This is a genomic window from Halodesulfurarchaeum sp. HSR-GB (assembly GCF_031432215.1).
In the GTDB taxonomy this organism is placed as follows: domain Archaea; phylum Halobacteriota; class Halobacteria; order Halobacteriales; family Halobacteriaceae; genus Halodesulfurarchaeum.
The window spans coordinates 870,311-894,013 of sequence record NZ_JAVKGN010000001.1 but is presented as its reverse complement, the minus strand read 5'-3'; the positions used below and the strand labels follow the sequence as shown (position 1 = coordinate 894,013).

20 protein-coding genes are annotated in these 23,703 nt (G+C 63.8%); 10 read left to right on the top strand and 10 right to left on the bottom strand.

What is annotated here, in order from left to right:
• Positions 1-40 precede the first annotated feature (40 nt).
• The 3 genes from RH831_RS04800 to RH831_RS04790 all read left to right on the top strand — a co-directional run bounded on the left by RH831_RS04800 (position 41) and on the right by RH831_RS04790 (position 2,285).
• Positions 41-370 carry a hypothetical protein gene (locus RH831_RS04800; RefSeq protein ID WP_310553119.1) on the top strand — a complete coding sequence of 110 codons (330 nt, stop codon included), beginning with the start codon at positions 41-43 and terminating at the stop codon, positions 368-370.
• A gap of 245 nt (positions 371-615) precedes the next feature.
• Entirely contained in the window at positions 616-1,020 is a 405-nt protein-coding gene (tnpA, locus tag RH831_RS04795) for an IS200/IS605 family transposase (RefSeq protein WP_310553118.1), read from the top strand.
• On the top strand, positions 1,017-2,285 hold the full coding sequence (locus RH831_RS04790) for a transposase (RefSeq protein WP_310553117.1): 1,269 nt from the start codon (positions 1,017-1,019) through the stop codon (positions 2,283-2,285). Before tnpA ends, RH831_RS04790 begins: the two co-directional genes overlap by 4 nt.
• A gap of 1 nt (position 2,286) precedes the next feature.
• Here RH831_RS04790 and yqeC read toward each other — a convergent pair whose 3' ends face one another.
• Together yqeC and RH831_RS04780 are read right to left on the bottom strand one after the other, a co-directional pair.
• Complete coding sequence (gene yqeC / locus RH831_RS04785) at positions 2,287-3,015, bottom strand: selenium cofactor biosynthesis protein YqeC (RefSeq protein ID WP_310553116.1); 729 nt, start codon at positions 3,013-3,015, stop codon at positions 2,287-2,289.
• Between the two features lie 56 nt (positions 3,016-3,071).
• Positions 3,072-4,025 carry a succinylglutamate desuccinylase/aspartoacylase family protein gene (locus tag RH831_RS04780; protein WP_310553115.1) on the bottom strand — a complete coding sequence of 318 codons (954 nt, stop codon included), beginning with the start codon at positions 4,023-4,025 and terminating at the stop codon, positions 3,072-3,074.
• A 137-nt stretch (positions 4,026-4,162) separates the two neighbouring features.
• Between RH831_RS04780 and RH831_RS04775 the strand changes: the two genes are divergently transcribed.
• A complete protein-coding gene (locus RH831_RS04775) occupies positions 4,163-6,115 on the top strand; it encodes an ASKHA domain-containing protein (RefSeq protein ID WP_310553114.1) in 1,953 nt (650 codons plus the stop codon).
• Positions 6,116-6,156: 41 nt separating this feature from the next.
• Here the strand turns inward: RH831_RS04775 and RH831_RS04770 are convergent, their stop codons facing one another.
• Complete coding sequence (locus tag RH831_RS04770) at positions 6,157-7,065, bottom strand: hypothetical protein (protein WP_310553113.1); 909 nt, start codon at positions 7,063-7,065, stop codon at positions 6,157-6,159.
• 105 nt (positions 7,066-7,170) lie between these two features.
• Positions 7,171-8,001 (bottom strand): methylenetetrahydrofolate reductase, encoded by an 831-nt coding sequence (locus RH831_RS04765; protein WP_310553112.1) that lies wholly within the window; start codon positions 7,999-8,001, stop codon positions 7,171-7,173.
• 138 nt (positions 8,002-8,139) lie between these two features.
• Here RH831_RS04765 and RH831_RS04760 point away from each other — a divergent pair, with 138 nt between their 5' ends.
• Complete coding sequence (locus RH831_RS04760; protein WP_310553111.1) at positions 8,140-9,015, top strand: tetrahydrofolate dehydrogenase/cyclohydrolase catalytic domain-containing protein; 876 nt, start codon at positions 8,140-8,142, stop codon at positions 9,013-9,015.
• An 86-nt stretch (positions 9,016-9,101) separates the two neighbouring features.
• Here the strand turns inward: RH831_RS04760 and RH831_RS04755 are convergent, their stop codons facing one another.
• The 3 genes from RH831_RS04755 to RH831_RS04745 form a co-directional block, all read right to left on the bottom strand.
• Positions 9,102-10,067 carry an electron transfer flavoprotein subunit alpha/FixB family protein gene (locus RH831_RS04755; protein ID WP_071933420.1) on the bottom strand — a complete coding sequence of 322 codons (966 nt, stop codon included), beginning with the start codon at positions 10,065-10,067 and terminating at the stop codon, positions 9,102-9,104.
• The gene (locus tag RH831_RS04750; protein WP_070365574.1) at positions 10,068-10,823 is read right to left on the bottom strand and encodes an electron transfer flavoprotein subunit beta/FixA family protein; all 756 of its coding nucleotides are present in this window, start codon (positions 10,821-10,823) and stop codon (positions 10,068-10,070) included.
• Positions 10,824-10,893: 70 nt separating this feature from the next.
• Positions 10,894-13,434, bottom strand: coding sequence for an FAD-dependent oxidoreductase (locus RH831_RS04745; RefSeq protein ID WP_310553110.1), 2,541 nt, complete (start codon positions 13,432-13,434; stop codon positions 10,894-10,896).
• 405 nt (positions 13,435-13,839) lie between these two features.
• On the opposite strand from RH831_RS04745, the gene RH831_RS04740 reads away from it, so the two are divergent.
• The 3 genes from RH831_RS04740 (at position 13,840) to RH831_RS04730 (ending at position 18,318) form a co-directional block, all read left to right on the top strand.
• A complete protein-coding gene (locus RH831_RS04740) occupies positions 13,840-15,609 on the top strand; it encodes an aldehyde ferredoxin oxidoreductase C-terminal domain-containing protein (RefSeq protein WP_310553109.1) in 1,770 nt (589 codons plus the stop codon).
• Positions 15,610-15,814: 205 nt separating this feature from the next.
• Entirely contained in the window at positions 15,815-16,489 is a 675-nt protein-coding gene (locus RH831_RS04735; RefSeq protein ID WP_310553108.1) for a corrinoid protein, read from the top strand.
• A 188-nt stretch (positions 16,490-16,677) separates the two neighbouring features.
• Positions 16,678-18,318, top strand: coding sequence for a BCCT family transporter (locus RH831_RS04730; protein ID WP_310553107.1), 1,641 nt, complete (start codon positions 16,678-16,680; stop codon positions 18,316-18,318).
• 49 nt (positions 18,319-18,367) lie between these two features.
• Here RH831_RS04730 and folP read toward each other — a convergent pair whose 3' ends face one another.
• Positions 18,368-20,779, bottom strand: coding sequence for a dihydropteroate synthase (gene folP / locus RH831_RS04725; RefSeq protein WP_310553106.1), 2,412 nt, complete (start codon positions 20,777-20,779; stop codon positions 18,368-18,370).
• Between the two features lie 82 nt (positions 20,780-20,861).
• Between folP and RH831_RS04720 the strand changes: the two genes are divergently transcribed.
• A complete protein-coding gene (locus RH831_RS04720; RefSeq protein WP_310553105.1) occupies positions 20,862-21,611 on the top strand; it encodes a molybdopterin-binding protein in 750 nt (249 codons plus the stop codon).
• Between the two features lie 27 nt (positions 21,612-21,638).
• On the opposite strand, the gene RH831_RS04715 is transcribed toward RH831_RS04720, so the two are convergent.
• Both RH831_RS04715 and RH831_RS04710 read right to left on the bottom strand, forming a co-directional pair.
• Positions 21,639-21,932, bottom strand: a complete 294-nt coding sequence (locus RH831_RS04715) for a hypothetical protein (protein WP_310553104.1) — start codon at positions 21,930-21,932, stop codon at positions 21,639-21,641.
• 231 nt (positions 21,933-22,163) lie between these two features.
• Positions 22,164-22,457: a hypothetical protein gene (locus tag RH831_RS04710; RefSeq protein WP_310553103.1), complete on the bottom strand. Its 294-nt coding sequence runs from the start codon at positions 22,455-22,457 to the stop codon at positions 22,164-22,166.
• A 144-nt stretch (positions 22,458-22,601) separates the two neighbouring features.
• Between RH831_RS04710 and RH831_RS04705 the strand changes: the two genes are divergently transcribed.
• On the top strand, positions 22,602-23,654 hold the full coding sequence (locus RH831_RS04705; RefSeq protein ID WP_310553102.1) for a PGF-CTERM-anchored ABC transporter substrate-binding protein: 1,053 nt from the start codon (positions 22,602-22,604) through the stop codon (positions 23,652-23,654).
• Positions 23,655-23,703 lie beyond the last annotated feature (49 nt).

Here is a 23,703-nt window from a genome sequence, read left to right as displayed (position 1 = left end):
CCCCCACAGGTTTACTACCGGGGTTCCCCAATCGGGGACCATGAGCGAGTATCTGGATTCGGCCGAGGAAATAGACAACACCTTCTTCCGGCGCGGGATGGTCGTCGCCATCCTGTATGCGATCGTCGACGCCCTCATCATCTTCGGGGGCTCGCCCTTCATCGTCTTCCGCCTGATCGGCGTGGTGGCGGCCTATTATGCGACCAGGGACATGGTCCTGCTACGCGAGGCGGGCCTCGAATGGGGCTGGACCCGCTATCTGGTCCTGATACTCGTGGGTGCAGCCGGGTTCCTCGGCTACTTCTTCTATGCCTACAGACGGGCGGTCAACCTCTCGGGAGTGGACCTCGATCCGCCCGAAAACGAGTAGTTAGCTGAATACAGGCGCTAAGCCCCCTCCCTCAAGGAGCACCGCAGTCCGCGCCAGCGGACAAGGAGCGCAGTAGGGAGGGGATACAGCGTCCCCAGAAATCGAAGATTTCTGGTGTGCGAACGAATCGCTCCGCGATTCGTCAACGCCGTCATCGTCTTCCATATACTGTTCTATTCCCAACCCACAGGCCCACGCAGTCGTAATTTCTTTCTACTAGGGTACATAATTATTGACCGAACCCAATGGAGTACGACCTCGACACGGGAGCACACTCGGTGTATTCACTCCACTACCACCTGATACTCACCACCAAGTATCGGCGTGGTGTGCTCACCGAGGAGCGAACCCAATTTATTCGCGGGGTCATCGAGGGGTTCGCGGACAAGTATGGTGTCACACTGACCAATCTCGACGGTGAAGACGACCACGTTCACATCCTGTTCCGGGCTGAACCAACCACAGACCTCGTGAAGTTCATCAACACCGTCAAAGGTGCGACTGCTCGACGCATCCGCAACGAGTACGAAGATGAACTCAAAACCGACCTGTGGGGCGATTCATTCTGGAACGACTCGTACTGTCTCATCTCGACTGGACAAGTCTCACTGGATGTGTTGAAAGAGTACGTCGAAAACCAGCGAACATGAACTACAACTACAGGTATCGCCTCAGGCCGACCGACAGCCAGCGTGAGACGCTGGACTACCACCGCGATACCTGTCGCCAACTCTACAACCATGCCCTGTACCGCTTCAACCAGATTCCCGAGGACGAGGGCACTGTCAAACAGCGTGTCCGCAAGATTCGTGACGAGCTTCCCGACCTCAAAGACTGGTGGGACGCACTCACCGATATCTACTCGAAGGTGCTCCAGCCCACCGTCATGCGGATTGCGAAAAACATCAACGCACTCGGGAAACTCAAAGAACAGGGCTACAAGGTTGGTGAACTCCGATGGAAATCACCACGCGAGTTTCGCAGTTTCACCTACAACCAGTCTGGCTTCGAACTCGACAAGAAGGGTGGCCAGACCGTGTTGTCGCTGTCGAAACTCGCAGACATTCCCATCGAATTGCACCGACCGCTGCCCGAGGACTCCACCGTCAAAGAAGTCACGCTCAAAAAAGAGAAAACTGGCGAGTGGTTCGCCATCTTCGGCATCGAGATGGACACAGAACCGCCAGCCAAGCCACCGCTGGAGGAGATCGACGCCGAGGAGGTGGTCGGGATTGACGTGGGGATTCTGAAGTATGCCCACGATACTGACGGGACGGCAATCGGATCACTCGACCTCTCGGAAGAACGCGACAGGCTCGAACGTGAGCAACGGAAGCTCTCGCGCAAAGAGTACGAGTCGAACAACTGGGAGAAGCAACGTCGGCGTGTCGCTGAGTGCCATCTCGACATCAAGCGCAAGCGGCGTGATTTCCTGCACAAACTCTCGAACTACTACGCTCGGGAGTACGAGCTGGTGGCCGTCGAAGCCCTCGACGTAAAAGACATGCTCGAATCGCCGCGTAACAGCCGCAACACAGCTTCAGCGGCGTGGAACACCTTCACCGATCTGCTCGAAACGAAGTGTGAGCGCGAAGGCACGCACTTCGTGGAAGTTGACCCTGACGGCACCACCAAAGAGTGCGCGCAGTGTGGCGTCGAAACCGACAAACCGCTGTGGGTGCGTGAGCACTCCTGTCCTGCCTGTGGCTTCGAGGCGGACAGAGACGCAAACGCAGCGTGGAACATTCTTTCTCGCGGACTCAGCGACCTAGGAGTGGGTCACTCCGAATCAACGCCTGTGGAGACTGCGCTCCCTGCGGGAACCACCCTGGTTCCTGCAAAGCGCGTCTTGGAAGCAGGAAGCCCCTGCCTCAAGGAACGAGCGGCTCAGCCGCGAGTGAGTAGGCAGGGGTAGTTCACCTCCGGAGTTCGAGTAGCGGCTCGCCGGGTCCCAACAGGTGTGTGAGCGCCACCTGGGTGGCCCGCCCCGATTCGAGCACGCGATCGGCGATCTCGCGGGCGGTTTCCAGATCCGCGTCGTCATCGACCTTGTTGAGGACCGGCAGGAAGGTGGCCGATTCGGGAACCCCTTTCTCGGTCCCCTGGGGGCTCGACAGGACCGTGGCCATGTCCTCGACGCCGATCGGATCGCCCGGTTCGAGCCCCGTCAGCCCAGCCACTCGCTCCGGCCGGTGCACCCACTCCTCGTCGAGGGGCTTCCCGACTGCCGCCACGCTCGCGATGCCGAGCACGCGATCGGCGGTCTCCGGAATCCGTGGCTCGTTCTCGCCGGGGGCTTTGAAGTCCCGGTTTCGCGCGCCGTCGGCCTTCACGAGAATGGCCTCGGGCCTCTGGCTTCCGTTGAGGGTGTCGATAACGTCGGGGTCATAGCCCAGATAGCGGTTCTCCTCCTGGCCCGGCACCAGCCCGACCGGCCAGTCCGTGACCGATTCCAGGGCGTCCCGGGGCCGAGCCGTCTCCAGTAACGTGGCGACGTGCTCGTCGAAGGGCGGAATTCTGACAGTGGTCGTGACGACCGCCCGGTCGAGTTCGCCGGCAACGGTGTAGATCGTGCTCTTCTTCCCGCCGGCCCCGACCACGGCCGTGAGGCCGTCGTCCAGGCCGAGGTCCGTCACGAAGTTCATGCCCGCCCTATCGGGCCCGTGGTAAAAAGCCAACCGTCACCCGGCCGTCCCGCCGGTTACTCGACGGTAATCAGGCTCCCGATCGACTCCCCCTCCATCACGGTGGAGCCACGATTGAGCGAGAGCAACATCCCGGCCCGGTCGGCGACGATGGTTTGCAGGGACTCGTAGCTGGTCGGATCGAAGACCTCGCCGATCTCGGTTCCGGCCTCGATTCGGTCCCCGACCGAGAGGTCATTCGACCGGAAAAGGCCCGACTCCTCGGTGAAAAGCGGCGTCTTCTCGGTGCCCACCGTCGGTTCGGCCGTCTGGAGCAGGCCGTCGATGGCCCCGAGTTCGACCAGCACGTTCTCGACCCCCGCGACGCCACGATCGACGGAGGCGTCGACGATCTCGCGGCTGTGAGCGAGTTCCGGCGTGATGGCCGGGATCCCGGCCGCAGCGGCCATCTCCCGGAGTTTGCCCTGGCCACCAGTATCGGGGTCCGCGATGGGCGAGCCGTCCGCGACGATCAGATCGAGGCCAAAGGCCCGGGCGAGGTCCCGCGAACGGGAATCGCCCGGGGTGAAACGCGTATGCGACCGCATGTAGGGCCCACCCGTGTGCAGATCCACGATGGCGTCGGCCCCGGCGGCCCGCTGCCACAGGCTGTCCACGAGCCGTTCCATCAGCGTCCCGTCGGGGTTCCCGGGCCAGAGCCGGTTCATGTTCGAGTTGATCGCGTCCAGCCGGGTTGGAGCCATGTAGACCCGGTGGTCGAAGGCAAAGGGGTTCGCGACCGGAACCGCGAGCACCTCCCCCGCGAGGGCGCTTTTGGTCAATCGATCATGCAGGCGGCGAAGCACGGCCGCGCCGTTGACTTCCCCGCCGTGCTGGAGGGCCTGGAGGTAGACCGTCGGCCCGTCGGGGTCCCCCCGGTATCGGTGAAGCACCGTCTCGACCGTCCGTCCGGACGGAAGGCGGGCCAGTGGCACCGTCTCGACCGTGTGAGTCACGTCCCGATCGGTCATCGTGGGGGGTCCGCCCGGAGCGGCCTTGAGGGTTCACATTTCGAATCGGTCCAACACCACGATCTACCCACGACTACGGGCCAAAAGGACTTCCTTCAATTCCCTTTTGTATAGGCATCGTGTACCATAGACAAGACATGTCCGAGGAGGCGCGGGTCACGTTCTATCCCTGGAAGAAGACGATCGACGTGGAACCGGACACCACCTTGCTCAATGCGGCCGAAGACGCCGGCGTGAGCATCGAAGGACTCTGTGCCGGCAACGGCCGGTGTGGGACTTGCAAGGCGATTATCGGCGAGGGCGAAGAACACCTCACGCCGATCACCACCGCCGAGGAACAGACCCTCTCCTCGGAGCAACTGGGGAACGGCTATCGACTCACCTGTCGGGCCAAGGTCAGCGACCCGGGCGAGGTCTCCGTGACGGTGCCACCGGACTCTCAGAAGACCGCCGGGATCGTCCTCACGGAGGGCCAAGAACTGGAATATGCCATCGACCCGCTGGTCAAGAAGTACCACGTCGACCTGCCGGTCCCCTCACTCTCTGACAACGTCGCGGACTTCGAGCGGATCGGGGAAGCCCTGGCGGACACCTACGAGATCGACATCGAGGACGTCGACTACGAGATCCAGCGGGAGTTGCCGAACCAGATGCGGGCCGAAGAGACCGAAGACCGGCTGGAGGTCACCGCGACGGTCTATGACGATCAGGAGATCATCGACGTCGAGCCGGGGCTTTCCGAGACCGCCTACGGGCTGGCGATCGACATCGGGACCACCACGGTCGCGACCTACCTGGTGAACCTGAAAAACGGGGAGACCGAGGCGATCAGCTCACAGCTCAACCCCCAGACCAAGCAGGGCGGGGACATCATGACCCGGATGCGGTACACCCGCCGGAACGACGACGGGCGGGAGACACTCAAGGAGGAGATCCGCACGGGGATCAACGAGACCATCGAGGAGGTCATCCAGGAGGCCGGCATCGATCGCGAGGACATCTACGAGAGTGTCTTCGTGGGCAACACGGCGATGCATCACCTCTTTTTGGGCATCGACCCGACCTACGTGGCCGGGTCGCCCTACGTCGCCGCCCGCGAGGCCCCGATCGCCGTGAAGGCCCGGGAACTGGGCATCGACATCAACGACGCGGGTTATGTCTACTGGCTGCCCGTGAGTGGCGGCTGGGTCGGCCCGGACAAGGTCTCGGTCCTCCTCGTTTCGGGGCACTACAAGGAGTCCCCGACCACCGTCTGTATCGACATCGGGACCAACGGGGAGATCTCGGTCGGCAACGACGAGGAGATGCTCGTGACCTCCGCCCCGGCCGGGCCCGCCCTCGAAGGGGCGGAACTGCGCTATGGGGTTCGCGCCCAGTCCGGCGCGATCGAGACCCTGCGGATCGACCCCGAAACGCTCGATCCGACCTATGAGACCATCGACGACGAGCCGCCAAACGGTATCACCGGTTCGGGCGTGATCGACGCGCTCGCTCAGCTCTTCGAGGTCGGCCTCGTGGATCAGCGCGGGAAGTTCCGGGACGAGGTACTCGATCACCAGCGAGTGAGAGAGAACGACGACGGGGAACTCGAGTACGTCGTGGCCTACGAGAAGGAGGCCGCCCTGGCCGAGGACATCGTGCTGACCCAGAACGACATCCGCTCGATCCAGATGGCAAAGGCCGCGATCCAGGCCGGAACGCGGGTCCTGATGGACGAACTGGACATCGAGAACCCCGACAGAGTGCTGATGGCCGGGGCCTTCGGGAACTACATCGACAAACACTCCGCGATGACCATCGGGATGTATCCCGACATCGACCCGGACGACGTGGTCTCACTTGGCAACGCCGCCGGCGTGGGGGCGAAGCTGGCACTCCTCGACAAGGAGCGACGGGCCGAGGCCGAGCGCATCGTCGACGAGGTCGAGTACTTCGAGATCGCCGGGACAGATGTCTTCCAGGAGAACTTCATGGAGTCGATGTATCTCCCTCACCAGGACTTCGATCTGTACCCACACGTCAAGGAGAAGGTCATGCGGCGGCGCGAACTCGAAGCCGCCAGGCTCGAAGCGGCGGAGTCCGAGGACTGAGAGCGGTTCTTTTCGACGCGAAAAAGAACGAACGGGAGAACTTACCGGAAGATCTTGAACAGCGGGTGGTCGGTGTCCGCGCGGCGACCCTCACCCATCTGCGCGCCGTAGGCGACGTAGGCGTCGGCGGTGGACATGACTTCGTACATCTCGGCGGCCCCGTGGACCGGACCGTAGATGTTGAAGTCAGCACCGAGGTGGACGATGACCGAGTTGGCCACAGCCTGCCGGAGCTGTCGGGAGTTCTCCACGAGCGGGTCGTTCATCTCCCACTGGATGACCTCGTTGTGGGGCGCACAGCCCATCGGGATGCCGTACTCGTTTTTGAGCTCGTGGATGATCTTCGCGACGTAGCCCGAGTCCGGAATGTCGATGATGCCGGGGTCGACGATCGGCTGGTCGATGCCGGCCTCCTCGGCGACCTCCAGGTTCTCGTCCAGCGCGTTCCGGCGACCGTCGATGGACATGTCCGTCGTGTCGATCGAGAGCAGGACCGCGCTGTTGATGCCGGACTCCTGGATGGCCTCGATCTCCTCGTCGACCTGCTTGGTGGAGGACTCGATGGAGTTGTAGATGATCTGGTCCTCGATGCCGATCTCGCCGGCGAACTTCGCGGCCTCGGCGCGGATCGACGGGGTCGGACCGTCCATGAAGATCGGCGCGTCGGTGACGTCGGCCATGAACTCGATGTGCTTTTTCAGGGCCTCGGGGGAGTCACCGATCGTGTCGAAGGCGGCCGGGTTGCCCGTCTTCTCGGAGAGTTCCTCGACGTTTTTGACCGCCTCTCGGGCTGCCTCCTCGTCGAACTCGCCGGTCTCGGGGTTCTCCTGGACCTTGTCTCCCTTGTAGAAGATGCTGCCGACCATCAGCGTGGGCGTCTCGCCGGGTTGTCCGCCCATCTTCGTCCCGTTGACGTCATAGACCTCTTGCTCGGCCTCGAAGGTGAACATCAACTAAATTTGGATGAGCGGGAAAGTTAATTCTTCCCATGTCCGTCCGGGTTTCAGGCGCTCTATCTGCAAATCTTACCGGTTGGCGGCGCTGAGTCGCGAGGCTTAGAGGTACTGTTGACGCCAGGCTTCGGTGTCCCCGACCTGGTTGAACGTGTACAGGTGGACGTCCTCGATGCCGTAGCTGTCATCCGCGTAGTACTCCCCGATCCCCTGGATGAAGTCATCGGGCGCGTACTGCCCGCGGGATCCCAGGAACTGCTTGATGAAGTCAAACACGCCGGTGGTCTTGCGGAGATAGGAGAGTGAATCGCCGACCCCGATCTCCCGGGAGATGCTCAGGAGGCGCTGGTATTTCATCACGCCCGGAACCCCGACGATGATCGGGAGTTCGACGTCGTCCTCACGGATCTCCAGCGCCCACTCGGCCACTGCGTCCGGGTCGAAAGTCATCTGGGTGACGATGTAGTCCGCGTACGGCTCCTTTTTCAGGAGGTGTTCCCGGAGCGTGTCGTCGTCGATGAACTGGTGGCCCTCCGGATAGCCGGTGATGCCCACCCGCTCGAACTCGTACTCCATCTCCTCGAGGTCCGAGAGCAGGGCATAGGCGGAGTCGTAAGGGCCCTCAGGCGTCTCGTTGTCACCGCCGGGAACGAAGATGTCCTCGACCCCAGCGTCCAGAAGCGTCTCGGCGATCGTCTCCAGATGCTCGTCACTCCGGACCGCCCGGGCCGCGATGTGGGCCGAGACCTCGAAGCCGCGATCCGCCAGTTCGGTCGAGAGTTCCACCGTCTCGTCGACACCCTTGTCCGGCGAGGCAGTGAGCGCAACGGTCGAGCCCTCGGGAAGCGCCGCCGCCTGGTCGAAGAGCCCGGCGAAGGGTAGCAACTCGAAGTGCGGATCGGCCAGGAGATCGCGAACTGGATCCTGTGTCATGTGTACCCATGATAGCCGGCACACGGCTTTCACTCTTTGCACTGCCGAAGTTTAGGGGGTATTCATGTGCGGCTGGCGAGTCGTTCTAGAAAACCTCAAGGTGCTTTCGAGGGAACCTATCGAACGCACGGTCGAACCATGACATACATTATTGACGGTAACGAACTCGCGGACTCGATTCGCGCTGATCTCGAAGACAGCGTCGAAACACTCACGGACGAGGACATCACACCCGGCCTCGCGACGGTCCTGATGAGCGACGACCCCGCAAGTGAGACCTACGTCTCGATGAAACAGAAGGCCTGTGAAGAGATCGGGATGGAGAGTTTCCACGTCGAGATCGATCCCGAAGCGCCGGCCGAGGAGCTCTACGACACGATCGAGGACCTGAACGAGGACCCCGAAGTGCACGGCATCCTCGTCCAGCTACCGGTACCCGATCACGTCGACGAGGAGCGGGTCCTCAACGAGATCGACCCGATGAAGGACGTCGACGGGTTCCACCCGGAGAACGTCGGTCGGATGGTCACGGGCAACGCCCGCTTCAAGCCCTGTACGCCCCACGGCGTCATCAAGATGATCGAGGACGCCGGCGTGGACACCGAGGGCAAGGACGTCACCGTCGTCGGCCGCTCGAACATCGTCGGCAAGCCGGTCGCGAACCTGCTCATGCAGAAGACCGAGAACGGCAACGCCACCGTCACGGTCTGTCACTCCCGGACCCAGAACCTCGAGGAGAAGACCAAGAACGCCGACATCGTCATCGCGGCCGCCGGCGTCCCGGAGATGATCGACGGCTCGATGCTCTCGGAGGGCCAGACGGTCATCGACGTCGGGACCAACCGCGTGGACGGTGAACTGGTCGGTGACGTCGAGTTCGAGTCCGCCAAAGACGTCGTCGACGCCATCAGCCCCGTGCCGGGCGGTGTGGGCCCGATGACGATCACGATGTTGCTCTACAACACGGTCAAGGCCGCGGGCCTCCAGAACGACGTCGAAGTCGAACTGCCGTAGACCGGGTTCAGTTTTTCCGTATTTTTTGCCCCGAACGAGCGACAGCGGTCGCTATCGAACAAAAAAAAGAAAATCGAGCGGCGACGTTACTTCGCGGCTTCGACGGCGTCGATCAGCTCGGGGACGACCTCGTGGAGGTCGCCGACGATCGCGTAATCGCCCTTGTACATGATCGCGGCCTCGGGATCGGTGTTGATCGCGAGGACGTTCTCCGACCCTTTGGCGCCGACCCAGTGCTGGACGGCCCCACTGATGCCGGCGGCGATGTACAGTTCGGGCGCGATCTTCTGCCCGGTCTGGCCGATCTGGTCGTTGTGCGGCCGCCACCCTTCGTCGACGGCGATCCGGGTCGCGCCGACCGTGGCGTTGTCGAACAGGTCAGCCAGTTCTTCGAGCTGTTCGAAGTCCTCCTCGCCACCGACACCGCGACCGCCACCGACGACGATGCGGGCCTCGGGGAGCGGAACACCCTCCAGGTCCGACTCCTCGAAGCGGTCGACCTGGACCTCCCAGGCACCCTCGCTGAGTTCGGGCTCGAGGGTCTCGACGGCGGCCTCGCCGTCGCCGACGGCCTCGATCGGGAGTTCGTGGTCGGGCGTGGTGAACAGCTTCGTCTCGCCTTCCATCGTGGCGTGCTCGATGAGGCTGCCACCCCAGCGGTGGCGCTCGATCTCGCAGGTCTCGCCGTCCGTCTCGATCTCCGTCGTGTTGGCGGACATCGGGAGGTCCCGCTTGGCCCCGAGGTGGGCCAGGACCTCGTTTGCGGTGTCCGTGCCGCCGCCGAAGACGGCGGCGGGTTCGAGATCGTCACAGAGCGCACCGAGGGCTTCGGCGCGGGCCTCGGGGGCGTAGGTCTCCGCGAGATCGCCCGTACAGACGTAGGCGGTGTCGACGCCGTACTCGCCGAGATCGGCAGCCAGATCCTCGCCGCCGAACATCGCCGCAGTCACGTCCTCGCCGACCTGCTCGGCCAGGTCCCGGGCGAGGGTAAGCATCTCCAGGGACGTCTCGTCGATCTCGCCGTCGGCGTGTTCGATGAGTGTCAGTACCATTTAGAGCACCTCCAGTTCTTCCATGACTTCGACCGCTTCGTCGACCGCTTCCGGGCCCTCGCCGAGGACTTCTGCCTCGCTGTCCTCGGCTTCCGGAGTCTCCAGTTCGACCATCTGGAGCCGGTCGTCGGTCTCCGTGGGGTCGATCGTCTGGATCTCCTGCTTTTTGGCCTGCATCCGGCTCCGCATCGACGGGTAGCGCGGCGTGTTCAGGCCCTCCTTGACGGTCACGACGGCCGGAGTCTCGACCTCGAAGACCTCCGAGCCGCCGGGGACGTCACGCTTGACGATCGCCGTGTCACCGTCGATCTCGAGGTCCTTCGCACCGGTGACGACCGGCAGATCGAGTTCGTGGGCCACGCGAATACCGACCTGGTAGTTCGCGTTGTCGCCCGATTCGTTGCCGAAGAAGAGGAGGTCGAAGTCCGCGAGGTCACCCTCGATGGCGTCGGCGATGGCCGTCGCCGTGGACTCCGGCCCCCAGTCGCCGCCCGCCGTCTCCAGGAGGACGCCGTTGTCGGCACCGCGACCGATTCCTTCGTAAAGCTGGTCTTCCGTGTCCTCGGGGCCGAGACTCAGGACGGTGGATTCGCCACCCTCCTCCTCGACGACCTGGACAGCCGCTTCGATGGCACACTCCTCGTGGGGACCCATCGTGTACCCCACGGCGGAGGCGTCCACCGACTGCTTGTCATCCGTCAGTACGATCTCCGCCCCGGTGTCAGCGACGCGTTTGATACAGGCTAATGTTTCCATGATTATGATAAGTGTCTAATTTGACCGGCGAAGTCCCAGACCCCGAGCGGACTGACCGGTCCCAGTCCGTTTAGCTCAGGATCCGTTCGTTGCTCGGGTCAAAGAGCGGCTTGCTGCCGACGCGAACGATCTCGACCGGGTAGTCCTCGCCGAAGTACTCGACCTGCAGCTCCTTGCCTTCCTCTGCGATATCCGTCGGGATGTATGCCAGCATGATGTGCTTGCCGACCGAGGGGCCCGTCGCGGCGCTCGTGGTGTACGAGCGGCGGCCCTCGTCGTCGATAAGCACGTTGCCGTCGAGGTCCTTGACCGGCTCGCCGCCGAGCGGGTAGCGCTCCTCGCCACCGTTCGGGGCGTGGTCGGTCACGGCCAGGGTGCAGAGCTTCGCGGCGGGCTCGCTCTCGACTGCTTCCACGTAGGCGTCCTTGCCGATGAAGTCGGCGTCCTTGACACCGTGGAAGTCCAGGCCAGCCTCGACCGGGTTGTAGTCGTGCTCGAGTTCGGCACCGATCAGGCGGTAGCCCTTCTCCATGCGACCGGTGGAGCCGTAGACACCCGTCCCGACCGGACGGAGGTCGTACTCCTGACCGGCCTCGTAGATGGTGTCCCAGAGGCGACCGGTCTGCTCCATCGGGGCGTAGATCTCCCAGCCGAGTTCGCCGACATAGGAGATACGCATCGCGAAGGCCTCGACGTCACCGATGTGGACTTCCTGGGCCGTGTAGGCCGGGAAGGCCTCGTCGGACATGTCCTCCTCGGTGACCTCCTGCATGACCTTCCGGGCGTTCGGACCCCAGACACCCATCGTGCCCAGAGCGGAGCTCTTGCTGACGAGCTCGACATCCATGTCGTCCTCCATGTGCTGGCGGATCCACTGCTTGTCGTGGCCGGCGTCGCCGCCACCAGTGACAAAGCGGAACTTGTTCTCGCCGAGACGCACGACAGTCAGGTCAGCACGGAAGCCGGCGTCCTCGTCGAGCACCGGGGTGTAGACCAGGCTGCCCACGTCGACATCCATGCGGCCGACGGTGAGCTTCTCGGCCATCTCCAGGGCATCGGGGCCCTGCAACTCGTAGATACCGAAGCCCATGTCGCCGATCAGGCCGACGTTGTCACGCATGTGCAGGTGCTCGGCCAGGATGATCGGGGACCACCAGCGCCGGTCCCACTCGTTGGGACGCTGGAACTCGCTGATGGTTTCCTGGTACTCCTGCAGGAGGTCCGCGTTCTCACGGAACCAGCGCGGCCGTTCCCAGCCGGCGGATTCCCAGAACTCGGCCTCGTGCTCCTCCAGGCGGTCGTGGAAGCCCGTCGTCCGGAGCGGACGGGAGGACATCCACTGCTCTTTGGGGTGAACCGTGCCGTAGATCTTGCGGAAGCCTTCCTTGGAGCGCTCTTCGACGTAGCGCTCGGCCCGCCCGTACTCGTCGTAGCGGGCGATGTTGATGCCTTCGAGGTCCGTGTCGATGGCACCGTAGCCTTCGGTCATCCAGCGGGCGACTTCCTTCGCGATGGCGGGGGCCTCCTTGATCCAGATGGCGGCCACGGACCACAGGTTGTCGAGGTCCTTGACCGGACCGACGACGGGGCCACCGTCGGCGGTCATCGAGAGCAGGCCGTCGATCGAGTGACGGATCCCCGCGTCGGGGTCGTCCAGGATCTCGGGCATAAGCTCGAGGGCGTGCTCCATGGACGCCTCGAAGGCTTCGTCAGTCAGCGGCGGCTGGGTCGGGGAGAGCGGTGCCTCGTCGATGGAGGGCACGTCTTCGATGTCCCACAGCATCGGGCGGTGGGAGTAGGAACCGACCTCGATCTCGCTGCCGTGCTGGCGCTCGTATTCGCGGTGGTCCATGTCCCGAACGATCGGGTCCTCGATGCCCTCGACGCCCCGCTCTTCGAACTGCTTGATGGGGCCGACGGAGATCATCTGGTGGACGGCCGGCTTCAGCGGGATGCGCGTGCCGGCCATCTCGGCCAGCTTCGGGCTCCAGAGACCGGCGGCGATGATGAGGGTATCCTCGACTTCGACGTCACCGCGGTCGGTCTCGATCCCGGTGACGGTGTCGCCCTCTGTGAAGATGTCCGTGACCTCCGTGTTCGGGGAGACCGTCAGCGCACCCATGTCCTTGGCGCGCTCGCGGCAGATCTCGCCGAACTGGAGGGAGTCACACACACCGGCGTCCTCACAGTACATGGCGCCCTTGATAATGTCCTCGTTGATGTAGGGCACCATCTCCTTGACTTCCTCGGCGTCGATGACCTCGGCACTGGCGCCGTAGGCCTTCGCGGACTGCACTCGTCGCTTGTTCTCCTCCATCTGCTCCTCGGAGCGAGCGACTTCGAGCCCACCGGAGCGGGTGAACACGCCGGCTTCCTTGTACTGCTCGATCGAGTCATAGGAGAGTTCGGTCATCTCCTTGGAGTGCTCGACCGGCATCAGGAAGTTCGACGCGTGACCCGTCGATCCGCCGGGGTCCGGGAGGGGTCCCTTGTCGACGAGGAGGATATCTTCAACGCCCTGGTCTGCGAGATGGTATGCGAGACTGTTCCCCACAATACCGGCGCCGATAATTACCGTACCGGCGCTGTCGGGTAGGTTGTTCGAACTCATTTATTGTACCTCGGGGTGTCCACGTTCGATCCGCGCTTCGCGAGGGTGTGAACCGGCCCCACAACAGTTCTTCTAGCAGACTTAGCACATATAACTAACGAAGTCGATGAAAAACCATGTATAAAATATCGATGCCATCAAATGGCGGTCGGCGTTTCACGCTATGGAAAACCGCATGACTGCGGAGGGGCGAATAGGTCACCAGTACTACAGGTCCGCGGTAGTCGTGCCGACGAGCCGATTCGGCCGCCGTCCGCCAACCGAGATGGGAACGGGAAATCGGCCCAACATATCAAAAGACGAGAAAAGGCCATCAGCAAAAAACTATCGGTTCCAGCGACCGGCGATGCCGCGGGACTGGCCGAAACCGGTGGACTTCTGAACCCGACTCTGTTATCGACAGGCGTGACGACGGAGAGAGCCCCGCCCCGTCGAACGGCCATCCTTCGAGTTGACCTGACCGACGGGAACGTGCGCCGGGAGCCGATCCCCGAGCAGTGGCGCCGGCAGTACATCGGCGGGAAAGGCCTGGGCGCGAGATACCTCCACGAAGTAACCGACCCCGGCGTCGACCCGCTCGCCCCGGGGAACGCGCTGCTGTTCATGGTCGGCCCCCTCTCGGGACTGATCCCGGGGGAGCCACGCTACGCGGCGATCACCAAGTCGCCGCTGACCGGGACCTTTCTGGACTCCTACAGCGGCGGTGATTTTGCCGCCAGATTGGCCGGCAGCCTCGGCGAGACGATGGGGATCATCGTGACTGGCCAGGCGCCAGAGCCGGTTTCCCTGGTCGTCTCCGACGGGAACGTGTCCATCGAACCGGCCACGGCATGGGGCGAGGGCGTGGAAGCCGCCTGTGCCACCCACTCCGACGCGGCGGTCGCCTGCACGGGCCCAGCCGGGGAGAACGAGGTGGTCTACGCGACAATCGCCTCCGACGGCGGCGATCACCACGCCGGCCGGGGCGGTGCAGGGGCCGTCATGGGATCGAAACGGCTCAAGGCCGTGATCGCGGCCGACGAGCCAGTCTCCGGACTGGACGACCTCCGGACCGAGTACGAGGAACGGTTCGGCGACGGGCCGACCGACGACTGGCACCGGGCCAGCGAGACGGTGGAGTCCGTGGACTTCGCCGACGAGATCGGGGCCCTCTCGACCCGCGGCTGGCAGGAGAGCACCTTCGAGGGCACAGACGAAATCGGCATCGAGGCCGTGGAGGCGACGGACTACGAGCGCGAACACGAGGGGGAAGCGATTCCCGGCGGGTTCACGGTCTCGTTCGAAGAGGGCGAAAGTACCCCACGCGGGGGCACGCAGATGACATTGGGCGCGGGACTCGGAATTGATGACTTCGAAGACGTGGCGACCCTCGGACTGACGTGTGACCGCCTCGGGGTGGACATCATCGGCGTGGGAAACGCCATCGCCTGGGCCATCCGGGCCGGCGAGGAAGGCGTGATCGACTATGCGGGCGAGTTCGGAGATATCGAATCCGCCATCGAACTCGCCGAGGCGATCGCGGCCCGGGAGACGGAGCTTGGTGCCACCCTGGCAGACGGCATCGACGCCGCCGCCGCGGCCTACGGCGGCGAGGATCTGATCCCGACGGTCAAGGGGATGGAACTGCCGTCCTATGACCCCCGACGGGCACCGAGCATGGCGCTGGCCTACGCAACCAGTGACCGGGGAGCCTGCCACCGCCGGGCCCGACCCATCGAGACGGCCGTCTTCGAGCCGGACCTCGACGAGCCGACTCGGCGGGCCCGGGAAGTCATCGCCGAACAGGACTACCGCTCACTGCTCTGGAGCCTGATCGCCGATGACTTCACCGAGACGCTGTACACCACGGATTTCGGGGCGGAGTGGCTCGCGGCGGTCGGCCTGGAGCTCACTCCCACAGCGCTCAGACGGGCCGGGACCCGCATCTGGACGTTGACTCGCCTGTTCAACGTCCGGGAGGGCTTCGACCGGGACGACGACACGCTCCCGCCGGTACTCGAAGAGCCGATCACCGACGGCCCGGGGGCCGGAGAGCAGATCTCCCAGCCGGAGTTCGAAGCGATGCGAAGTGCCTACTACGAGCAGCGGGGCTGGGACGAACGCGGCGTCCCAACCCGGGAGACGCTTGACGCACTCGACCTCGGAGCACTGCTCCCGTCCGTGAACCGGGCCTAATTGAAAACCCGTTTTTTCTAATGAAAGTTCATTTTACAACCTGAATTGAACTAGTTAATTCTTGATTTGGTTTCTCGGATTCGGCACGGAAATGGCCTGAAAATAGAGGTACTGGCGGTTTTCGAAGCATCAGTTTCGGAATGGTTGGGGGAGATTTCCATAACCTTTATTCTCACAACAGCGAGCTATTCAGTTAGGGATTCACATGACAGACGAGGACTCAGCCGACGATCTCGACCCCATCATCGAGGACATCCAGCAGGCGATCATCGACCTCGAGGAGGACAAGACGGCAGAACTCACTCAGGAGGCCATCGACAAGGACCTCAATCCACTCGTCATCCTCCAGGAGGGCCTGACCGAGGGCGTTCGGACCGTCGGTGACAAGTTCGGCCGCGGGGAAGTCTTCCTGCCCGAACTCGCCATGTCCGCGGACTGCATGAAAGCCGGCGTCGAACTCGTCGAGCCGCTGCTGGACGAGATGGACCTTGGCGACGAGGACACGGCCGGCAAGGTCGTCATCGGAACCGTCGACGAGGACATCCACAACATCGGGAAGAACATTCTGATCACGATGCTGAAGGCAAACGGGTTCGACGTCATCGACCTGGGCGTCGAGATCCCGAACGAGGACTTCGTCGAGGCCGTCCGGGAGGAGGACCCGGACATTCTGGGCATGTCCGCGCTGATGACGATGACCATGGACCACCAGGAAGAGGTCGTCGAACTGCTCGAAGAGGAGGGCCTTCGCGACGACGTGAAGGTAATGGTCGGCGGGGCGCCGACCTCCGAGGAGTGGCGGGACGAGATCGGCGCTGACGGCTATGCGGACAACGCCGACGCGGCCGTTCAGGAAGCGATTGCGCTGCTCGCGGAATAGCGCAGTTCTTGGTTTTACCGGCAGCTTTTAATATCGTGTCAGTGGCAAAACTTCCCGAATACGGGTAGGGGTAGCTTTCTGCGTTCGATAATGACGAAAAAGGAATAAATAATTTCATAACCCCTCGTCCGTATCGTTAGTGCGTATCGGACCCACAACCAACGGATGGGTAACGATAACACACACACATGAGTACAGGAAACAAGGGTGCAATCGGTACGTTCTTCGACGAACTCGACCCGGTGGTGTACAGCATCGGCCTCGGAGTATCCCTCCTGGCGATTGTCGCGTTAGTGCTTTCGCCGGATGCTTCGAGAAACTTCATCAACAACGCGTTTAGCTGGATGACCTCGTCCCTAGGATGGGCCTACCTGCTGGTTGGCTTCTTCCTGGTGGTCTTCGGGCTCTTCTTGCTCTTGGGCCCGTGGGGCAATATTCGGATCGGCAAGCCCGACGAGGACCCGGAACACTCCTTCAAGTCCTACTTCGCGATGCTCTACTCGGCGGGCATCGCGGCGGGGATCGTGTTCTGGGGGCCCGCGGAGGCCGTCTCCCACTACACGCTCTACGCGCCGCCGGCGAACAGCCCGCTCGCTGGTACTGCAGAAGCCGGCACGCCTGCAGCCGCCGTAGACGCGGTGTCGTACACGTTCTTCCACTGGGGGATCTCCGCGTGGTCCTTCTACGTGCTGCTGGCGCTGCCGATCGCCTTCTTCGCCTACCGATACGGCGCACCGCTCCGCGTTTCGACGGTGCTCGCGCCGTTCCTCGGCACTGACAACCTCGACGGCTGGCTGCCGAAAGTCATCGACATCACGGGCGTGTTCGCCACCATCGGTGGCATCGCGACCTCGCTCGGGTTCGTCGGTGGCCAGTTCCTGGGTGGCCTGAACTACATCTTCGGCATCCAGACGACGGACATGCTCACCATACTGATGGTTACGGGCCTGACCGTGGCCTTCACCCTCTCCGCTGCGTTAGGGGTCGAAAAGGGCATCAAGCGGGTCTCGAACTTCAACATGGTGGTGTTCTTCTTCCTGATGGCGGTGGCCTTCATCTTCGGCCCGACCGCGTACATCCTCGATCTGGGTGCCGACGCAGTCGGTCAGTACGTCAACAACTTCATCGCAGTTAGTACGTTCACGAACTCCGCGGGCCTCAGTCCGGCCGGGTTCCCGGCTGCCTGGACCGTGTTCTACTGGGCCTGGTGGTTCGCGTGGGCCCCGTTCGTCGGCCTGTTCATCGCCCGCATTTCGCGTGGTCGGACGGTCCGACAGATGGTCGGTACTGGCGTGATCGCCTCCACGGGCGTGACGATCCCGTGGTTCGCCGCGCTCGGCGGCTCCTCCATCTGGATGGAGAACAACGGCGTGGCCCCGATCGTCGAGACCTACAACAACATCGGGTACGACGGACTGGGATACCCGCTGTTCGAAGCGATGCTTCCAGGGGCGCTGGGCGTGTTCCTCATGCTCGCGTTCCTGCTGCTCGTGACGACGTTCTTCGTCACCTCGGCTGACTCCTCCACGCTCGCGCTGGGCATGCTCACCACGGGCGGGAAGGAGAAGCCGTCGACCATCAACCGCACCATCTGGGGTGTGACGATGGGACTGCTCGCCGCGCTGCTCCTGGTCTTCGGTGGGGGGAACGCGTTGCAGACCGCCTCCGTGCTCACCGGCGGGCCGTTCGCGATCGTCCTCCTGCTTGCGGTCTGGGCGACGATCCGGACCTTCCGTCACGTCAAGCCGGTCTTCCTCACGCAAAAGGAAATCGACCAGCGCGGGTCCCAGATCGACCCGAGTGACGGCATCGGCACGGACGACGACTAACCCCGCGGCTGGCGGTTTTCTTTTTCGCGTCGAAAAAGCCGACCAGTGACTACTCCGTCCGGTCGGTCGCGCCGGCCGTCTTGACCGCCGCCAGGTTCTCGGCGACGTCGTGAACCCGCAAGGCGGCAGCCCCCCGTTCGGCCGCCATCGCCGAGGCGACGACCGTCGGCAGGAGTCGATCCCCGTCCGCATAGCCGATGTCCGCGAAGAGGGACTTGTGTGAGTGGGCAAAGAGCACGGGCAGTCCCAACCCCGTCAGCTCGTGGAGCCGATCCAGCAGTTCGAAGTTCTCGGCTGCGGTCTTGCCGAAGCCGATGCCGGGGTCGAGGACGATCTGATCCCGATCGATACCCGCCCGGCGAGCCAGGAGCACCCGCTCTTTGAGTTCGGCGATGACGTCCGTGACCACGTCGTCGTAGGGCACGTCGGCGTCGGGCTGGACCGGCGTGTTGATGCTGTGCATCAGGATCACCGGCACGTCGTGTTCGGCGACGACGGCCCGCAGCGCCGGGTCTTCCAGGCCGTCCTGGTCGTTGATGATGTCCGCACCGGCCTCGATGGCCGCCGTCGCGACCTCGGCCTTCCGTGTGTCCACCGAAATCATCGCGTCCAGGTCCTGCAAGGCTTCGATGACCGGGACGATCCGATCGATCTCCGCCTGAATCTCGACGGGATCCGCGCCGGGCCGGGTACTCTCCCCGCCGACGTCGATGATGTCGGCACCGTCCTCGATTAGCTTCTCGGCCCGCTCGATGGCCTGCGGGACGGCGTTGTACTCCCCGCCGTCGTGGAAGGAGTCCGGCGTGATGTTCAGGATGCCCATCAGGGCGGGCTGGTGGGCTGGGTCGAGCCCCGGGAAATCGGTCGGCGTGGGACCGAGTGCGGCTTCGATGTCCGCAGGGAGGGTGGGACAACAGTCCCGGTCTTCGAGGGCATCGAAGAGCGTCCGGAACTGGGTTCGAGTGCCCGAGAGGATGACATCGACGAAGCGGGCCTCCTCGATGAGCGCCGAGATCTCACACTCCCCGCCCGCCCGCAACATCTCTGCCTGGACCGTTCGGGCCCCATCCCGTGGGAGCCGTGTTCGAACCGTCCCGAAGCGGCGATCGGCCGCCTCGATCGGTCGTTCCGCGCGGTCGAGTGCCGCGAGCGGTTCGGTCCCGTCGGCCTCACTCGCGAATTTGGCGTCGACCGGGATCACGGTCCGGGCCCAGCGCTGCCGGGCCTCGGCGACGGTGTAGAGCGAGCCCGCGATCACCACGGCGTCCTCGGGACCGGCCTGGTTGATGGCCCGATTGACACCCCCCAGAACGGAGCCGACCGCCTCGACGGCATCAACGCCGGCTGCCTCCCAGGCCTTCGCCAGCACGCGCTCGTCCTCGGCTCGCTTCTTATCCGGGCGACAGGTAAAGACCTGTGTGGGGCGGGGCAGGGCCTCGATCATGGCCCCGAGGTCCTTGTCGTGCATCGCCCCGAAGACCAGATAGAGGTCCTCGTAGGCCAGGTCCGTGAGCACCGACCCGAGTTGCTCGCTCGCGCCAGGGTTGTGCGCGCCGTCCAGGAGGACGAGCGGGTCCTGCTCCATCACCTCGAATCGGCCCGGCCACGCCGCCTTTCTGAGCCCTCTGGCGATCGTGTCGGGATCGACGTCGGTGACCTGTCTCGCCAGCGCGACCGCCACGCCAGCGTTCTCGGCCTGGTGGCGACCGAGGTGTGGAATTCGAGCCGTGAGATCGAGGCCCTCGCCGCGGACGGTGATCTCCTGGGCCTCGTAGCCGTCCCGACCGAGGGACTCCACGACGACGTCCGTGTCCGCCCAGCCGACCGTGGTGAGATCGGTATGCTCCCGGAGGGTGTCGAAGACCGAATCCGCGGCCGTGACCAGCGGGCCGTCCTCGGGGGCGACGTGAACTTTGTCCCGGGCGATTTCCTCGCGAGTCGAACCGAGCACGTCGGTGTGTTCGAGCGAGACGTTGGTCACCGCACTCGCGATCGGCGAGACGACGCTCGTCGCGTCGTACTGCCCGCCGATCCCGACCTCGAGGATGGCGACGTCCACGTCACGCTCCCCGAAGTACCAGATCGCCAGGGCAGTGAGGGCCTCGAAGTGAGTCAGCGGTTCCGAGCGGGCGGCCCCGCTGTCCAGGCGCTCGCGGAACGTCGAGACGAATTCGGTGATCGCCGACTTGGGGATCTTCCGGCCGTTGACCTGCACCCGCTCGCGAACGTCCCCCAGGTCCGGCGAGGTGTAGAGTCCCACGTCAAGGCCCGCCTCTCGGAGAACCGAGGCGAGCATCCGGGCCGTGCTGCCCTTGCCGTTCGAGCCGGCGATCTGGACGAAGTCCGTGCCAGCCTGTGGGTTACCGGCCGTCTCCAGAAACCGGGCGATGTCTTCGGTACCGAGTTGGGTCCGAAACCGGCGAAGACCGAGGAGGTAGTTCGCCGCCTCGCTGTAATCCATGGTCGGGCGTTCGAGAACGGCTCGCTTCAAGGTACCGAACCAGGAACCGGACACTTTCCTGACGGCCGCACGTATCCCGACTATGGACGTGGCGATCATCACGGTCGGGGACGAACTCCTGGCCGGCGAGACCGAGAACACGAACGCGAGTTGGCTCGCCCGGAAGCTCACCGAGCGGGGCGGCCGCGTCGTCGAGATCCTCACGATCGGTGACGACCGCGAACTCATCGCCGAGCGGGTCGCCACCCGGGCCGCCCGCCACGACCGGGTCATCGTCACCGGCGGCCTGGGCGGGACCCCGGACGATCTGACCATGGCGGCGGTTGCGGATGCGCTGGATCGGGACCTGGTGGTCGATCCCGAGGCACGGGCGGCAGCCAGGGAGTCCTCCGAAGCCTTCGTCGCGGCCCACCCCGACCTCGCAGCGAAGTACGACCTGGGACTGGACGTCGACCGGGTGGCCGAGACCGTCGCGGGTGGCCAACCGATCGAGAACCCCAAAGGGCTCGCCAGGGGGTGTACAGTGGAAAACGTCTATGTCCTGCCCGGCGTACCGAGCGAGCTCAAAGCCACCTTCGAGCAGATCGCCGCGGACTTCGGCGGCGACGTGGTGATGGAAACCCGCTATACGGACGCTCCCGAGGGGGTCCTCGCGGAGCATCTTCAGGAGCTCGAAGCCCAATTTGCCGTCCGGGCCGGGAGCTACCCCGGCGAGTTAGCCGACCGAAACCGGGTGCGCGTGACCGGCGAGAGCGAACACGAGGTCCAGACGGCCCTGGACTGGCTCGCAGAACGGGTCACCCTCGCCAGCACTCCCGACGCCGTCGAGTGACCGGAAGTCGGATCCCGACTGGGCCGCTCAGACGTCAGCTCCCCAGTCCTCGTGGTTTCTGATCTCCTCCTGAACCGGTTCGAGGTCCGCCTCGTCCTCGATGTCGAGGAAGTTCAGCACGTCCTGTCGGGTCTGGCGGTCGACGGTCTCGACGCCGTCTTCCTCCTCCAGCTTGAAGGATGGTTGTTTGCGGCCACCCAGCAGGTCCGAAACCTCGGCCTCCTCGTCGATGACCGGCACGGTCTCGTTGCGGGCCAGCAGTTCGATCGTCTCATCGCGGCCCGACTCCATCGCTTCACGGAGTTCGCTTTGAACGACCATAGTCCATCCTAACCTACCGGCTCATCGATATTAATTTTCACCTCCTTTCTGATATATGACCAGTGACGTGGGACCAAACCCCAGGGGTGGAGAAAACCGGTGGCGTAGTCGGTATTTTCTGTGTGATTGCCCTGACAGATAGTTGACACTGGGGCGAGAGTCGATCGAAGAACGACCGTGGGTGGGCGGTGACAGCTAGCCGGGACACGTCCTCGGTGGGTGCCCGGCCACTCAGACCTTCTCGCCCCACGCCTGGTGGTTCTTGATCTCCTCCTGGACCGGTTCGAGGTCTTGTTCGTCTTCGACCCCGAGGTGTTCGAGGACTTCCTGTCGGGTCTGCCGGTCGGTCGTCTCCACACCCCCCGGTTCTTCCAGTTTGAACTCGGTGTTCGTCCGACCACCGAGCAGACTCGAAACCTCCTGTCCGTCGTCGACCACGGGGACGGCCTGGTACTGCGCGAGAACCTCGATGAGGTCCTCCCGGCTGGCTTCCATCGCCGTTCGCAATTCGTTTTGTACGACCATATCCGTCCGTACCTTCCGGTGCACCAATATTAAATCCCCAATATTAACAAATTCGTTATGTGTACTCAACCCTGATGAGATTCCCAGTTACACAACCGAATTTGAGGTAGACAAATTTAACATTCACAGTCACCATTCACTACTATGCACGTTCCACGTGGATTGTTCGCCGTCGGACTGACGGCCCTGCTCCTGACCGCCGGCGTCGCCGGCGGACTGGGGGGTGTGGCCGCCCAGAGTGGCAGTGACTGTTCGTACCCGCTCACCGTGACCGACTCGACCGACACCGAGATCACGATCGAGGAGGAACCCGAGACGGTCGTGACCCTCGCGCCGAGCGCCGCCCAGACGATGTACGAGATCGGCGCTCAGGAGAAGGTCATCGGCATCTCCGACCGGGCCACCTACCTCGACTGGGACGAGGAAAAGGAGATCGTCTCCGGTGAGGAGGGCTTCGTGAACACCGAGCGGGTCATCGCCCAGGACCCCGACATCGTACTTGCACCGGACATCATCAGCGAGGAGAAAGTCGAACAACTGCGGCAGGATGAGGACCTCACGGTCTATCACTTCGGCGCTTCCGAGACCATGGACGACGTGGTCGAGAAGACCCGCCTGATCGGTCAGTTGACCGGCGAGTGTGAGGGTGCGGACGCGAAGGCCACGGAGATGGAACAGACCCTCGATACCGTCGCCGAGGCCGTCGACGGCGAGGACTCGCCCCGCGTGCTCTACGCGTTCGCCGGCTACACCTCCGGCGAGGGCACGTTCATCGACGAGATCCTCACCACCGCCGGGGCCACGAACGTGGCCAGCGAGGCCGGGATTTCGGGCTTCCAGATGGTGAGCGACGAGGTCGTCGCCAACCAGAGCCCCGAGTGGATCGTCGTCAACGACGAGGCCCCGGGCATCCCGGACAAGGAAGCCTACAACGAGACCCCGGCCGTGCAGAACGACCAGATCGTCACCGTGAACGCCCACTCCATCAGTCAGGCCGCGCCGCGGACCGTCGACGTGGTCGAACACATCGCGAGTGAACTCCACCCCGAAGCCTACGAGTCCGCCCAGGCGACCACGACTGAAGACACACAGAACGAGGATACCACGGCCGTGACCACCGAGACCGAAGCGCCCGGGTTCGGCCCGATCGTCGCGCTGCTCGCACTCGGCGGGGCCGCGTTCCTGCGCCGGGAGTGACGTGGCCCGAACGCGACTGACGGATCGCCCGACTGATATCCCCTGCGGG